The 14,472-nt window shown below is 70.2% G+C and carries 11 protein-coding genes and 1 pseudogene; 4 read left to right on the forward strand and 8 right to left on the reverse strand.

Annotated elements, in window-relative coordinates; translation table 11 throughout:
- Positions 1 to 84: 84 nt before the first annotated feature.
- The 4 genes from CUT44_RS21410 to CUT44_RS21425 form a co-directional block, all read right to left on the reverse strand.
- Complete coding sequence (locus CUT44_RS21410) at positions 85 to 390, reverse strand: hypothetical protein (RefSeq protein WP_100203541.1); 306 nt, start codon at positions 388 to 390, stop codon at positions 85 to 87.
- A gap of 141 nt (positions 391 to 531) precedes the next feature.
- On the reverse strand, positions 532 to 1,521 hold the full coding sequence (gene mgrA / locus CUT44_RS21415) for an L-glyceraldehyde 3-phosphate reductase (protein WP_100203542.1): 990 nt from the start codon (positions 1,519 to 1,521) through the stop codon (positions 532 to 534).
- 256 nt (positions 1,522 to 1,777) lie between these two features.
- Positions 1,778 to 2,989 (reverse strand): right-handed parallel beta-helix repeat-containing protein, encoded by a 1,212-nt coding sequence (locus CUT44_RS21420; protein ID WP_100203543.1) that lies wholly within the window; start codon positions 2,987 to 2,989, stop codon positions 1,778 to 1,780.
- A gap of 413 nt (positions 2,990 to 3,402) precedes the next feature.
- The gene (locus CUT44_RS21425) at positions 3,403 to 4,518 is read right to left on the reverse strand and encodes an MBL fold metallo-hydrolase (protein ID WP_100203544.1); all 1,116 of its coding nucleotides are present in this window, start codon (positions 4,516 to 4,518) and stop codon (positions 3,403 to 3,405) included.
- Between the two features lie 775 nt (positions 4,519 to 5,293).
- On the opposite strand from CUT44_RS21425, the pseudogene CUT44_RS35065 reads away from it, so the two are divergent.
- A pseudogene (locus CUT44_RS35065) lies at positions 5,294 to 5,443 on the forward strand (ISAs1 family transposase); the annotation flags it as partial.
- A 174-nt stretch (positions 5,444 to 5,617) separates the two neighbouring features.
- Here the strand turns inward: CUT44_RS35065 and CUT44_RS21440 are convergent.
- The gene (locus CUT44_RS21440; RefSeq protein ID WP_100203545.1) at positions 5,618 to 6,373 is read right to left on the reverse strand and encodes an SDR family NAD(P)-dependent oxidoreductase; all 756 of its coding nucleotides are present in this window, start codon (positions 6,371 to 6,373) and stop codon (positions 5,618 to 5,620) included.
- Positions 6,374 to 6,786: 413 nt separating this feature from the next.
- Between CUT44_RS21440 and CUT44_RS21445 the strand changes: the two genes are divergently transcribed.
- Positions 6,787 to 7,575 (forward strand): helix-turn-helix domain-containing protein, encoded by a 789-nt coding sequence (locus CUT44_RS21445; protein WP_199185787.1) that lies wholly within the window; start codon positions 6,787 to 6,789, stop codon positions 7,573 to 7,575.
- A 145-nt stretch (positions 7,576 to 7,720) separates the two neighbouring features.
- On the opposite strand, the gene aroD is transcribed toward CUT44_RS21445, so the two are convergent.
- Positions 7,721 to 8,512 carry a type I 3-dehydroquinate dehydratase gene (aroD, locus tag CUT44_RS21450; protein ID WP_100203547.1) on the reverse strand — a complete coding sequence of 264 codons (792 nt, stop codon included), beginning with the start codon at positions 8,510 to 8,512 and terminating at the stop codon, positions 7,721 to 7,723.
- Positions 8,513 to 8,703: 191 nt separating this feature from the next.
- On the opposite strand from aroD, the gene CUT44_RS21455 reads away from it, so the two are divergent.
- Both CUT44_RS21455 and CUT44_RS21460 read left to right on the forward strand, forming a co-directional pair.
- A complete protein-coding gene (locus tag CUT44_RS21455; RefSeq protein ID WP_100203548.1) occupies positions 8,704 to 9,549 on the forward strand; it encodes a helix-turn-helix domain-containing protein in 846 nt (281 codons plus the stop codon).
- Entirely contained in the window at positions 9,546 to 9,767 is a 222-nt protein-coding gene (locus CUT44_RS21460; RefSeq protein WP_100203549.1) for a DUF397 domain-containing protein, read from the forward strand. The genes CUT44_RS21455 and CUT44_RS21460 overlap by 4 nt, the downstream gene beginning before the upstream one ends.
- Positions 9,768 to 9,827: 60 nt before the next feature.
- Here the strand turns inward: CUT44_RS21460 and htpG are convergent, their stop codons facing one another.
- Positions 9,828 to 11,789 (reverse strand): molecular chaperone HtpG, encoded by a 1,962-nt coding sequence (htpG, locus tag CUT44_RS21465; protein WP_100203550.1) that lies wholly within the window; start codon positions 11,787 to 11,789, stop codon positions 9,828 to 9,830.
- 517 nt (positions 11,790 to 12,306) lie between these two features.
- Positions 12,307 to 14,160: a serine/threonine-protein kinase gene (locus CUT44_RS21470; protein WP_100203551.1), complete on the reverse strand. Its 1,854-nt coding sequence runs from the start codon at positions 14,158 to 14,160 to the stop codon at positions 12,307 to 12,309.
- Positions 14,161 to 14,472 lie beyond the last annotated feature (312 nt).

A 14,472-nucleotide genomic window follows, 5' to 3' on the forward strand; every position in this document is an offset into this window, starting at 1 on the left:
CTGCAACGGATGCTTCCGGGCAGCATAGGCACGTCCGCGCACGTCACGGCACCCTTCCGGCACCGGAAAGGTATCGGTGCGGACTCAGCCCGGCCGGTCCTCGCCCAGCGGGCCGCCCGCGATCGCGTGCTCGCACCGCAGGCAGCCGGGCTCGGCGCAGCGGGTGAGCTCCGGGTCGGCGGCGATCGCGGCCGAGGCCGCGTCGAGAGCCTCCCGCAGCGGGAGGACGGTCCAGCGGGAGGCCCCCACCGAGGCGGTGCGCGCGTGGGGGGCGAGGTACGGCGCCAGCTTGGGGAAGCCCTCGGAGCAGCCGCCCGCCTCGACCGTCACCACCGTGCCGTCGGCCGCGCGGGCCCAGCGGACGAACAGCCGCCGGGCGGTGATCGTCATGCCTTCTCCCCTGCCTCTGCCGTCCCCTGCCGTCCGGGCGCCCGGTTCCCGCGGGCGGACCACGGCCACGGCACGCCACCGCCCGCTCCGGCCCGCCGCACAGGGGGCGGCGGGCCGGCGCCGCGGCGCGGGCCGGTACGGCTAGCGCAGGTGGCTCTCGATCTCGGCGAGCTCGTCCTCGCCGAAGTCGAGGTTGCCGATGGCGGCGACGTTGTCCTCCAGCTGCGCCACACTGCTGGCCCCGATGAGCGCGGAGGTCACCCGCCCGCCGCGCAGCACCCAGGCCAGCGCCGTCTGGGCGAGGGTCTGGCCGCGCCGCCGGGCGATCTCGTTGAGCGCGCCGACCTTGGCGAGGGTCTCCTCGGTGATGCCCTCGCGGGTCAGGAACGGGCTGGCGCCCGCGGCGCGGGAGTCGGCGGGGATGCCGGACAGGTAGCGGTCGGTCAGCAGGCCCTGGGCCAGCGGGGAGTAGGCGATCGAGCCCGCGCCCGTCTCATCCAGGGTGTCGAGCAGACCGTCCTCCACCCAGCGGTTGAACATCGAGTACGAGGGCTGGTGGATCAGCAGCGGGGTGCCGAGCCCGGCCAGGATGCGGGCGGCCTCGCGGGTCTGCTCGGGGGTGTAGTTGGAGACCCCGGCGTACAGGGCCTTGCCCTGCCGCACCGCCGTGTGGAGGGCGCCCATGGTCTCCTCCAGGGGCGTGTCGGGGTCGGGGCGGTGCGAGTAGAAGATGTCGACGTACTCCACGCCCATGCGGCCCAGGCTCTGGTCCAGGCTGGACAGCAGGTGCTTGCGCGAGCCCCACTCGCCGTACGGGCCGGACCACATGTGGTAGCCCGCCTTGGTGGAGAGGACGATCTCGTCGCGGTATGGGCGCAGGTCACGGGCGAAGTTGACGCCGAAGTCGGCCTCGGCGGCGCCGGGCGGCGGGCCGTAGTTGTTGGCCAGGTCGAAGTGGGTGACGCCCAGGTCGAAGGCCCGGCGCAGGATGGCCCGCTGGGTCTCCAGGGGGCGGTCGTCGCCGAAGTTGTGCCACAGCCCCAGGGAGATCGCGGGCAGCTTCAGTCCGCTGCGGCCGACCCGGCGGTAGGGCATGGCGTCGTACCGCGTGTCGGCGGCGAGGTAGGTCATGGTGCTCCTCTTGGGGAACCGGCGAAGGGAACACCAGGGACTTTACGAGGGGACGGCGGGAAGTCTGCGCAGGGGCACGCGCGGGCGCGTACGGGCGTGCGCGGGCAGGGACACGCCCCACCGGCAGCCCGGCGAACCCCGCCGCTCGGCGGCGGTACCTGACAGGACGGACAGGACACCGCGAGGTGTCCCCCGCCCGTTCCCGGGCGGGGGACACCTCGTCGCCGCCCCGTGCGGCTCCGCACGGGCCGTTCGCTCAGCAGGTGCTGCGGCTGGTGTTGTTCAGGACGAGGTTGCGGTAGGTGATGTTCGTGCCGCAGGGGCTCTCCCGCAGCGAGGTGTTGGTCAGCGTCAGGTTCTGCAGGGTGATGTCCCGGTTGCCGGGCATGTCGCCGCGCGCCGCCAGCCGGACCTCGCCGCCGCCGCTGACCGTGCCGCTCTGGGCGGCGAGGGTGACGTTGTAGCAGTTCTCGATCAGGACGGCGTTGTTGCCGTTGTTGGTCAGCGTCACCCGGTCGATCACCGCGCCGCCGCTCTCGGAGACGCAGAACACCCCGCGCCCGCCGCCCCGGGCGATCACCTCGCCGACCCGGATGTTGGTCGGGTAGCTGTCGCCGACCCGGCCGTTGCGGTTGGCCATGCGGAACGCCGCGTAGCCGGTGCCGGTGGCGGTGTTCTCGGCGTCCACCCTGGTCACGGTGGCGTTGACCGTGTCGTTGAGCAGCAGCCCGGAGTAGCCGACGTTGCGGGCGGTGACCGTGCCCACCGTCAGCCCGTCCACGCCGTAGGTCTCCACCGCGTGGTTGGAGGCGCCGGAGACGTAGGCGCTGTCGATGCGGATGTTCCGCGACCGCTCGGCGCGGTTGCCGTGGTTGTCGATGCGGATGCCCAGACCACTGGAGAGCCGCATGTCGATCTGGCCGAGCACCACGTCACTGACGTTCCGCATGAAGATCCCGTACAGCGGGGAGCCGGTCAGCGTCAGATGACCCACCTCGATGTTCGACGCCCCGCGGGCGTAGATCGGGGCCTGGTCACCCGAGCCGGAGCCGGTGACGTCGATGGTGCCGCACACGTCGATCGCGGTGTTGCTGGGCAGCGACACCCGGGTGCCGGCGCTGATCGAACCCGAACCGCGCACCACCACCCGCTCCTTGACGCCGCGGTTCGGTGTCAGGCTGTTGACCGCGGCCTGCATCGCGTCGCGCATGCTGTTGCCGGTGTAGACGGTGCTGCCGCCCCGGCGCGCCGTCCAGGTGCCGCCGTTCCGTATCGCCTCGGCGTGGTACGAGCCGTCGCCGCAGGCGAGCGCCGCCCCGGCGTCGGCCCGCCCGGGGGCCGGGGACGCCGAGGGCTCGACGGCTCCACCCGTACCCTGTACGGCCGCCAGGGTGCCCGCCGCCAGCAGGCCCGCGGTCATGACGCTCAGGGCGCGTCTTCTGACGGACTTCGCGGCTCCGCTTCCCATGGGGACTCCTTCGTGGGGGGATGTGCCTACCGCGCACGCGTCGGGACCGGTCGTCCGGTTGCCCCGGGTACGTCCGTACCCGGTCGGGGGGAGGCAGCGGTTGAGCGGCCGCAGGCACGGGGAGGTGCGGTAAGCGCTTTCTGGAAGCGTTCAGTATTGCGAAGTTTTGTTCGGGAGGTCAAGGAGAACGATCGAATCGGCCGGTTTTCCCCACACGCCCTTTCCGGCCCTCATCGGCGGGCCCTCATTCGGCATTCAGTTGACAGGCACCCCGAAATCCGGAAACCGGATACGCCTTCCGTGAGAACGGAGAGCGGACCGAGCGAAAAGCCGTACTCGGAACCGGAGAACACCGGAACGGAAAACGGCGCCGGGATTCCGCGGGCCCCGCCGGGCACCGACGGCTCGCACCGCTACGCGCTCTCCTCCGCCGGCACCGGGGCCGCGGCACGCCACCACGGCCGGGCAGGGGTTCGTACGGCGGCGGGCTCGACGGGCTCGCCCGGCCGGGGAAGGGCGACGGGGGCCCCGGCGTCCCGCGCGGCGGACAGGGTGCCCTCGCCGGGTTCGGACCAGGGGTGCGGGGCGAGGTTGAAGGTGGCCCAGTGGATCGGCAGCATGACGCCGTGCGGCTGTCCGCCCTGGAGGTCGAGGTGGGCGCGTATGCCTTCCTCGGGCGTCATGTGGATGTCGGGCCAGAAGTCGCTGTAGGCGCCGACCTGGATCATCGTCGCGTCGAACGGGCCGTGGGCGGCGCCGATGTCCTTGAAGCCCTCGAAGTAGCCGGTGTCGCCGCTGTGGTAGATCCGGTGCTCCGCGCAGGCGACCACCCAGGACGCCCAGAGGGTGTGCTGGGGGTTGCGCAGGCCGCGGCCGCAGAAGTGGCGGGCCGGAGTGGCCGTCAGGGTGAGGCCGTGGACCTCGGTCTGCTCGTGCCAGTCCAGCTCGCGCAGCCGGCCGGCCGGCACGCCCCAGTGTTCGAGGTGGGCGCCGACGCCGAGGGGAACGGCGAACAGGGTGTCGGTGCCGGCCAGCGCCCTGATGGTGGGCATGTCGAGGTGGTCGTAGTGGTCGTGGGAGATGACGACGACATCGACCGGGCCGAGCGCGGCCGGCGGAACGGGCACCGGGTGCAGCCGCTTGGGCCCGGCGAAGGAGACCGGGGAGCAGCGCTCGCTCCACACCGGGTCGAAGAGGACCCGGCGCCCGCCGATCTCCGCGAGGACACTGGAATGACCCATCCAGGTCAGCCGCAGTCCGGTGGCGGGAGGCCGGGCGAGGTCGGCGAGCGTGCTCTCGTGGACCGGCACCGCCGTGCCGGGCATACGGCGCAGCCGCTGCTCCTTGTCGAAGTAGACCTTGGCGAAGCCCCGCATCGAGCCCGACGGGCGAATGCGCGACGGACCGCCGGGGTTGGTGAACGCGCCGTCCTTGAAGTGCGGCGACCTGCGGATGCGCGCCAGGCGTTCGCCGCTGGGCGCTCTGCCGAAGGCGCGGAGCAGGGAGCGCGGGCCGGAAAAGACGGACACGGTACCTCCGGAGCAGGTTCTGCGGGGTGACGGGTGTGCGGTGCCCGGCCACCGGGCCACGTGGCAGGCCCGGCCGGGCGGCTGAAGGCTGCCGGCGCGAGGGGCATGAGGGCAGGGCGTCGCCCGGGTCCGAGCCGGGCCGGCGGGTGATCCCGGAGGTCAGGTCGGCTGTCCTGCCCACCGGGTGGGCTCGTCCTGGTGGAAGGCGCCCTGGGTGAGGGGTCGATGACGAGTTCGAGGATACGCCGCACGCGTGCGCCGGCGGACCGGCAGCGGCCACCCGGCACCGGCCACGCTCCCGGCCGGGTGACGACCGGCCCGGCGGTGATGCCCGCCGACGGCGGCGGGGCGTTCGCGGGAGCGGCACACGGCGCGTCCGGACGCCCCCGTCCCGGAAGCCGCCCTCAGAGGTCTTTCCCTCCCGGTGCTTTACCCCGGAATCCGCTGTTCGGCCTGTGGTGCCGGGTTGCGTCAGGAGACGGCGTTCTCGCCGATGGCGAGGTGGATCACGGCTTCGGAGCGTTCGGGGAGGGTCTCGCGGTCGCGGGCGAGGCGGTGGTGGAGCATGAGTCATCCGGCTGGGTCGGCCGTGGACGGTTTTGCGGCGCCGGTGAAGCATCAGGGCCTCTTGCAAGGTTGCGCCTCGACCGGTTCGCCGGAGTGACCTGGAAACAGGCGGAGTGTCCCTGTTCGAGCAGGGGGCGAGCGCAGTACAGGCACGGCCCCGGTGATCATGTGAGTGCCGAAGTCCCATGACCACTTGGTGAGGCCGTGCCTGCTCCCGCAGCTTCCCTCATGCCCGCCGGCGGACGCGGTCCGTCTGTCCGGATTCCTGGGCCTGGTGCCTGATCCGCGAGACGTCCGCGGCCGTCGCTACCGGCTGTCCGCGCTGGTGGCCGCTGCCGCGGCCAGTGTGGCGGCCGGCGCTCCCGCACGGGCCTGCCGAGCCCTCGGCTTCCCGGTCGACCCGCTGACCGGCGCGGCCTGCCTCCCACACCCCCACACCCTGCCCCGTTCAGCGGCCGGCCCACGCCCCGCGACCACACCGTCAACTGCGAAGTGGCCGTCTTCCCGTGCGGAAGCTCCGCGGGGAAAGGGTTCACCAGGGGAGGTCGACGCCCTCCCAGAGCGTGAAGGTTCCGGAAGCGCCGTCCGGTCCGAGACGGGCGACTCGGACGATCTCTCTCGCAGCGTCCTGGACCGACTCCGTTCCCTCGAAATTGACGAGAGCGGTGTTTGCGAATCCCGGTGAGACGAGGTTGACCTTGATGCCGGTGGTTTCCTGTTCGATCATCATCGACAGTGTCATCGCGTTGAGCGCGGACTTCGACGCGGCGTAAACCGGTTCGAACGCGGCATGGAACGAAAAGGCCGGATCGGCCATGGTCGTCAGCGATCCCAGGGCGCTCGTGACGTTCACGATGCGCGCATCCGCCGAGTCGCGGAGCAACGGGAGCATCACCTGGTAGACGGCCAGAGGGCCGAAGACATTGACCTCCCAGACGGCTCGCACCTCATCGAGGGAGACCGTGCTCGGTGCCGACAAGGCGCGCAACCGGGACATGTCACGAATGTCGTCGCGCGTGGTGGAGATCGCGGCGTTGTTGACGAGGAGGTCGAGCCGCCCTGCCGTTTCCCGGATGCGGTCAGCGGCAGAGGCAATCGACGCGGCGTCGGTCACGTCCAGTTGCAGTGCGACAGCTCCACCGCCGATCTCCAGGGCTGCCGCCTCACCGCGAGCGAGGTCGCGGGAGCCGACGAACACGGTCACGCCGTCGGAAACCAGTTCCCTCGCCACGTGCTTGCCCATGCCCTGGTTGGCTCCGGTGACAAGAGCGATGCGGTCAATGGGCACGGGACTCTCCTTCTGTGGTGCGATTGCGGTGGACGAGCGCTCGTGCTGGCCGGCACATCGTGCTCCTGAACAACTGTCGGGTGCCTCCGTCGGGGCGGGAAGACCTGCTGAGGAGTGGTCCTGGGAGGGCCACCCCGCGCGGTTGGGGCAGGGCGGTCACATGTTCCGGGATCGCGTGGACCGCCCCTGCCGAGTGGGGGCCGGTGCGGTAACAGCACAGACACAAGACCGGTGATCACCCGGCGGAACCCGGCCACCGGCAGGCTGCGGCTGCTGGGAGCCGACAACATCACCAAGGCCACCGAGCGATCCGGAACACACCCGAACACGCCGTCCGGATCTGGGGCATCACCGGTACCCCGCTCCTACCCGGCACTTGAAGGCACCCCGCGACTGGGCGGAGAATGGGGATCATGTCGGCGAGAACCAGGGCGGACTTCGGAAGCTACCTCCGGGAGCGACGGTCGAAGGCGACACCGCCCGAACGGCCGGATGGCCGGCGCCTCTCGCGGCGACAGGTTCCCGGACTGCGACGTCAGGAGCTGGCGGAGGCCGCGGGGATCTCCGTCGAGTACTGCACGCGCCTCGAACAGGGAAGGGTGGCGCATCCTTCGAGAGAGGTACTGGCCGCACTGGCCAGGGCTCTCGGCCTCCTCTCGGCGCAGCGAGACCACCTGTTCCGGCTTGCGGGCGAGCTACCGCCCGAACCTGCGGCGCCGGACAGCGAGATCCGTCCGGGGCTCGACCGCCTGCTACGGGGCTTCGGGGACTCCATCCCCGTCACCGTCCACGACGGACGCCTGGACGTGCTGGCCCGCAATGCTGCGGCGACCGAGATCCTCGGGGAGCCTCCCACCACGGGCCGGTACGGCCGCAACATCGTCCACCAGGGCTTCGCGGCAACGGCGCGTCGCATCCTCGGCAACGAGGGCGCCGACCGCTACGCCCGCTGGGCGACGGCGGAGCTCCGTTCCGCCATCGGCCGCTATCCCGACGATAAGCGCCTCCGCGGTCTCGTCGCCGAACTGTCCGCCACCAGCGGCGATTTTCGCCGTCACTGGGCACGAGGCGAGGTCGCCGCCGAACGGTCCGGCGTGAAGCGGTTGCGCCATCCGACACGCGGATGGCTGACGTTCCAGAGCGAAATGCTGCACGACACCGCACGGGATCACTGGATCGTCATCTACGCACCCGCCACCTGACCGAAGCACCGAAAGGCACCCCCACCCTCAGACATCTCCGCCGCGCCCCCGCCGGCTCGTGATCACCACGGTCCCGCGCTCCGGAAATCAGCCCACTTCAGCGCAGCGTAGCTGAAGCAGACGAAAATGAACTCCAAAAAGGCGCTCAGTCCGTCGCGGCCCCGCTCCGGTCCAGCAGCTCCAGCGCGCCGCGCAGCTCCGCCACGTCGATCTGGCCCGGCGCGGAGGCCGCGCCGACCGCACCGAACGTCGCCGCCGATCCGAAGACCTGACCCGACAGCCGGGAGACCAGCCCCAGACCGCCCATCGCCATGGTGATCAGCGGCCGGTCGGCGTGCTCCTCGCGCATGGCGCGGGTGGCGTCCAGCAGGGTCAGCACATCGGCGGCCGAGTGCGGCATCACCGCGATCTTGCAGATGTCGGCTCCCAGCTCCTGCATCTCGCACAGCCGCGCGACGATCTCGTCCTTCGGCGGCGTCCCGTCGAAGTCGTGGTTCGAGGCGACCACGGGCACGCCGTGCTCGTGGGCGGTCCGCAGGACCCGCTCCACCGCCGGGCGCGAACGCCGGTACTCCACGTCCACCAGATCCACGGCGGCCGAGCGCACGAGCGAGGCGTTGAGCTCGCCGTACGCCTCGTCGTCCAGCTCCGCCCGGCCGCCCTCGGCCCGCGTCCGGCAGGTGAACAGCAGTGGGGTGCCCGCCAGCCGGTTCACCAGGGCGCGGGCGGTGGAGGTGACGGCATTGGAGTCGGCGAGGCCGGCGAAGAGGTCGACGCGCCACTCGGCGAGGTCGGGCCGTGCCGCGGCGACGGCCTCCGCCTGGGCGTACAGCTCCTCGGGGGTGCCGCCGGTGAGCGGCGTGATGATCTTCGGCGCGCCCTCCCCGATCGTCACTCCGCCCACCGTGACGGTCTTGATCGCCCTGCCGGTCGTCATACCTCTCCCCTCTCGCTCGCTTCGCACTCGTCCTGCCGCGTCCGCCAACGTTACCGACCACCACCCCGCCGCCCCGGCACACACGCCTGTGTACGGGCCGACGGCGTTTTCCGTACGGGCCGCGGGCCGTGACCGGAGGCGGGCGGCGCGGTTGGTCCGGGTGGACCAATCCACGAGGGGGTGCGACGCGCGTGACGGACAAGCGTCTGCCGAGGCAGGGCGGCACGGAAGGCAACGACGACCCGCCGGCGATCTGGGTCGGCTACGGAAGACTCCTCAAGCTCCACCGCAAGCGGGCGGGGATGAACCAGGAGCAGCTGGCCGAGGCGATGGTGTACTCGCCCCACCAGATCGCCTCCGTCGAACAGGGACGGCGGCCCGCCAAGCTCCACTTCACCGAGACCGCCGAACGCGTCCTGGACGCGGGCGGCAACCTGCTGGCCCTCCAGGAGCAGGTGGATCTGGCCAAACTGCCCGCATTCTTCCAGGACTTCGCTGTCATCGAGGCCGACGCGGTGAGCAGGTTCTCCTACGATCCACTGCTTGTACCGGGCCTGTTGCAGACCGAGGACTACGCACGGGCTGTGTTCCTCGCCCGCTGCCCACCGATGGAGGACGAAACGGTCGAACGGCATGTCGAAGCCCGGCTGAGCAGGCAGAAGATCCTCACCAAGACACCACTGGTGGAACTGTCCTTCATCATCGGGGAGGCCGTGCTGCACTGCCCTGTGGGCGGTAGGGAGACGATGAAGGCCCAACTGGAACAGTTGCTGCGGTGCATGCGACTGCGGAACGTCGAGATCCAGGTCATGCCGACCTCCAACGGGTCGCATGCGGGTCTCCACGGACCACTGGTCCTGCTGGAGACCACCGATCACCGGCGAGTGGCCTACTTCGAATCGCACGACGAGAGCATGATGATCTCCGACCCGAAGAAGGTCAGCGCCTTCGAATTGCGATATGGGAAGCTACGCACACAGGCCCTGAACTCCCAGGAGTCTGCCCGTCTCATCGAACGCGTAGCAGGAGAAGCATGAGTGCCAACCGGACTACGAGCGAGTCAGCAGACCTCAACTGGTACAAAAGCAGCCACAGCGGCCCCGACGGGGGCGACTGCGTCGAGGTGGCGAAAGCCCCCGATGTCATTCACATACGCGATTCCAAGAACACCCAGGGCCCCGTACTCCGCTTCCCCATCCGGGAGTGGACGGCCTTCCTCTCGCACACCGCCGTACGTCCCCCCACGGGGAACTGACCGAGGGCGGGCGGCCCGTGGCCGCCCGCCCCTTCCGCAGTGCTCCGGCGACTCCGGCGCCTACAGCGTGCGCTCCAGGTGCTCCGCGAGGAGCCGGGTGAAGCGGGCCGGGTCGGCGGGGCTGTCCCCCTCCGCGAGCAGTGCCAGCCCGTGCACGATCTCGGCCATGCCCGGCAGCCGGAGGTCGGCGGCGTCGGCGGCGTGCGCCTTGCGCAGACCGGCGATCAGGGGATGGCCGGGGTTGAGCTCGAGGATGCGCTTGCTCTCGGGCACCTCCTGCCCCATGGAACGGAGCATGTTCCGCAGGGCGGGCGTCATGTCGTCGGTGTCCGAGACGACGCAGGCCGGCGAGCTGGTGAGGCGGGCGGACAGCCGCACCTCCTTCACCTCGTCGCCGAGCCGCTCGCCCAGCCAGGTCAGCAGGCCGGCGTACTCCTCCCGCTGCTGCTCTCGTTCCGCCTTCGCCTGCTCCTTCTCCTCCTCGGTGCCGAGCTCGGCCTCACCCTTGGCGATGGAGAGCAGCTTCCTGCCCTGGAAGTCGGGCACCGTGTCGACCCACACCTCGTCGACCGGGTCGGTCAGGACGAGCACCTCAAGGCCCTTGTCGCGGAAGGCCTCCATGTGCGGCGAGTTCTCGACGGCGGCGCGGGACGGGCCGTTCAGGTAGTAGATGTGCTCCTGCCCCTCCTTCATCCGCTCGACGTACTCCGCCAGGGTCGCCGTCTTCTCCGCGTCGTGGGTGGTGGCGAACGAGCAGGCGGCGAGGATCGCGTCCCGGTTGTCGAAGTCGTTGAGCAGCCCCTCCTTGAGGACCGCGCCGAACTCCCGCCAGAAGGCGGTGTACTTCTCGGGCTGCTTGGTCCGCATCTCCTTGACGGTGGACAGGACCTTCTTCGACAGCCGCCGCCGCATCAGCTGGATGTGCCGGTCCTGCTGGAGGATCTCGCGGGAGATGTTGAGCGACAGGTCCTGGGCGTCGACGACGCCCTTGACGAAGCGCAGGTACGGCGGGACGAGTTCCTCGCACTCCTCCATGATCAGCACGCGCTTCACATAGAGCTGCAGACCGCGCCTGCCGCCCTGGGTGAAGAGGTCCTGCGGCGGCCGGGCGGGGAGGAAGAGCAGCGCCTGGTACTCGAAGGTGCCCTCCGCGTGGATGCGGATGGTCTCCAGCGGGTCGGTCCAGTCGTGGCTGATGTGCTTGTACAGCTCGTGGTACTCCTCGTCGGAGACCTCGCTGCGGGGCCGCGCCCACAGGGCCTGCCGGGAGTTGACCGTCTCCGGCTCCGGCTTCCCGTCCCCCTTCTCTCCCTTCTCCCCTTCCTCGCCTTCCCCGCCGTCGGCCCCGGTCCCGGCCGTGATCAGCCTGATCGGCCAGGTGATGAAGTCCGAGTAGCGCTTGATGATCTCCTTGATCTTCCAGGGGGACGTGTAGTCGAAGAGCCGGTCCTCGTCGTCCGCCGGCTTGAGGTGCAGGGTGACCGAGGTGCCCTGCGGCGCGTCGTCCACCGTCTCGATGCTGTACGTGCCCTCGCCGGTGGACGTCCAGCGGGTGCCGGTGGCCTCCCCCGCGCGGCGGGTCAGCAGCGTGACCTCGTCGGCCACCATGAAGGCGGAGTAGAAGCCGACGCCGAACTGCCCGATGAGGCCCTCCGTGGCGGCGGCCCCGTCGGGGGTGCCGTCCTTCTGCGCCTCCCTGAGCTTCTGGAGGAACTCCGCGGTGCCGGACTTGGCGATCGTCCCGATGAGCCCCACGACCTCGTCGCGCGACATCCCGATGCCGTTGTCCCGCACGATCAGGGTGCGGGCGTCCTTGTCCGCCTCGATGTCGATGTGCAGGTCGGAGACGTCAGCGCCCAGCGAGTCGTCGCGCAGCGCCTCGATGCGCAGCTTGTCGAGCGCGTCGGAGGCGTTGGAGACGAGCTCCCGCAGGAACACGTCCTTGTTCGAGTACACCGAGTGGACCATCATCTGGAGGAGCTGCCGCGCCTCCACCTGGAACTCGAACGTCTCGGCTGTCATGGTCGGGTCTTCCCCCAGCGGTGTCATCCGGTGCCGGAGACCGGGGCGCCGTCGGGCGGCGCGGGCCTTCCGGGCGTGTTCGTACGGGTGATGTTATGCCGTCCGGGTCCCCGGTCCGTGCCCACCTGGTGGAGCCGCAGCGGCTTCCGGCCCTCGCGCTGTTCCTCCGATCTCCCCGTTCCCGGCAGGAGCACCCCAGAGCGTTCCCGGCTGCGGGGCACGAGCTCCTGGCCGAAGTCCTCCCGAACGGAACGGTCGAGGAGCGTTGCGCAGCCGGCTTGGCCGTTGCCCCCGTTGACACCACGGCGATCCAGCGAGTGGATCCTCCCAACACGATCAAAGTCCTGACCTGTGCCGGAGCCCCGCGCAACTTGTCGCGCGGGACTCCGACACCCGTCGTCAGAACTTGCGGTGCTTCCTCCCGAGTCCTCCTGAGTCGGAAGGCCAGATCTTCTCCCTCAGCCCCACGGCACTCCGATGTGTGCCTGGCCGGCCGGCGACCGTCCCGGCCGGGGCCTCAGCATGACGTGAGTTCCGGCTCTTCGGGGGTCGGCTGATGTTTCATGATCGGCTTGAGGTGGCGGTTGTAGAGGTCGGCCCACCGCGAGGTCGCGGCTTCCCCCCGGGGTTTCGCCGTGATGTCCTTCAACGCTGCACACACCGCCGTGTGCAGCGCATCCTCCTTCGCGTCCATCGCCACTCCGTAGTCCTCAGTGCCGCCGAGGCTGGGAAGGGCCTTGGTTTCGGCGTCGTACTTGTCGGCGAGACCGGCGACGATGACATCGTCGGTGGCCACCGCGTAGACGTTGGTCTTCCGGTCCAGCAAATCCTTCACACACGCGTCGTAGCCGTCCTGGAGAACCATCTGACTCCCCAGTCCCTCAGCTTCGAGCCACTTCTCGTAGACCGAGTTCCTCGCGGTACACACCTCCACCTTGGGATCCTTCTGCAGATCGCTGAGGCTGTTGTACGGTCGCCCCTTGCGCACCAGCAGCCCTCTGAGAGCCTTGAAGTAGGGGCCTGCGAACCTCACGCCTTCCTTCTGGCGCTGTTTGTTGATGCTGTACGTGGCCAGCACGAGATCGACCCTGCTGGCGTCCAGGGCAGAGCCGCGGTTCCCCGAGGTGACCTCGCTGAATTCCACTTCGCCCGTGCAGCCCAGTTCCTTGGCGATCTCCTTGGCGAGTTCGACCTCGAAACCCTTGTATTCGCCGCCGTCCCTCACGCTCAGCCCGGGCTGGTCTCGCTTGATGCCGACCTGCAGCCCGTCGCCACAGTCGTAGCCAGGACCGCCGGAACTGCCGTTCGAACCTGTGGAGCCGGAGGTGTCCCCCGGCTCCGGCCAGGCGAACCATGCCGTGCCCGTGAGCAGCAGCGCGGTGCAGACGGCGACCACCGATATCCTCCACCGGGGCCGGGGCGGATCGGGCACCGGCTCGATGATGTCCGGGAGCTTGGGGGGATCGGGGTCTACCGGCCTCACGTCAGGAGTGTCCGGCACTGCGAAGTCCTCGGCGACGGTCTGCAGCATCCGGTCCACCTCGGCGGCGTCCGGGCGCTGACCGGGGTCCTTCCGGAGCAGCGCCTCGATCAGCCCGGTGAGCGGCCCGGCGTACCTCATGGGCGGCACCGGCGACTCGCGTACGGCGGTGAAGAGTTCGAAGTTGGTGGCTCCGCCGAAGGGGCGCCTGCCCTCCACCGTCTCGTACAGAGTGACACCGAACGACCAGAGGTCCGACGCGGTGGACGCCCGGCGCGGGTCGGCCGGTGTCTGGCCGAGCAGTTCCGGTGCCAGGTACTGCGGCGTCCCGATGATCTCGTGCGACCGGGTGACCTGTGTGGCCCCCTCGAAGGTGGCGATCCCGAAGTCCATCAGGAGTGCACGCCCGTCGGAGCGGAACAGGATGTTGTGGGGTTTCACATCGCGGTGCAGTACGCCGGCTTCGTGCACGGCCACCAGCCCGCGCAGCACCTGCAGGCCGATCCGCGCCGCATGGGGAACGGACAGCTGCCGCTGTTCGCGCAGCAGATCGGCCAGGGAGCGGGAGTTGAGCAGCTCCATCACGATCCAGACCTGATTGCCGTCCTCGACCACATCGTGCACGGCGACCACGTTCTGGTGCCCGATCCTGGCGATGGCCTGCGCCTCGCGGCGTGCCCGGCTCACCCACTTCGCCTGGGCGTCGGGGCTGGCGGCCCCCGGATACAGCAGCCCCTTCACCGCCACCTTCCGGTCCAGGGTCGTGTCGAGGGCCTCCCAGACCACGCCCATCCCACCGCGTCCGAGCCGGCGCTGCAGTCTGTAACGGCCCGCGATCACCCTGCCCGGCCCGTCCTCCGAGCCGCCGTCGACCACATCCTTGTTACGCATCCGCCCCCCAGAGGTTGTCGATACGGACAGCAACGATAGACGCACTCTCAGGCATCACGGTGCCGAATTCCGCAATGCCGACACCAGCCTCGTGGCCCCGCGGCATCCCGGCGGCCGGCCCTGGTCTTCCCTCCCCCAGCGCGCGTGGAACGCCTTCGTGGAGGAGACAAGAGGAGACGAAGGGACGCGCACGCCCCTGATGCGCGGTCAGCCCCCGGATCAAGGACCCGGCCGTCGGCGTTCGGGCATCGCGACACGGCCCCTGTCCCGGCAGCGGGCCCGGCACGGTCCGGTACGCACCGCCGGGGCGCG

This window comes from Streptomyces carminius (assembly GCF_002794255.1).
GTDB lineage: Bacteria > Actinomycetota > Actinomycetes > Streptomycetales > Streptomycetaceae > Streptomyces > Streptomyces carminius.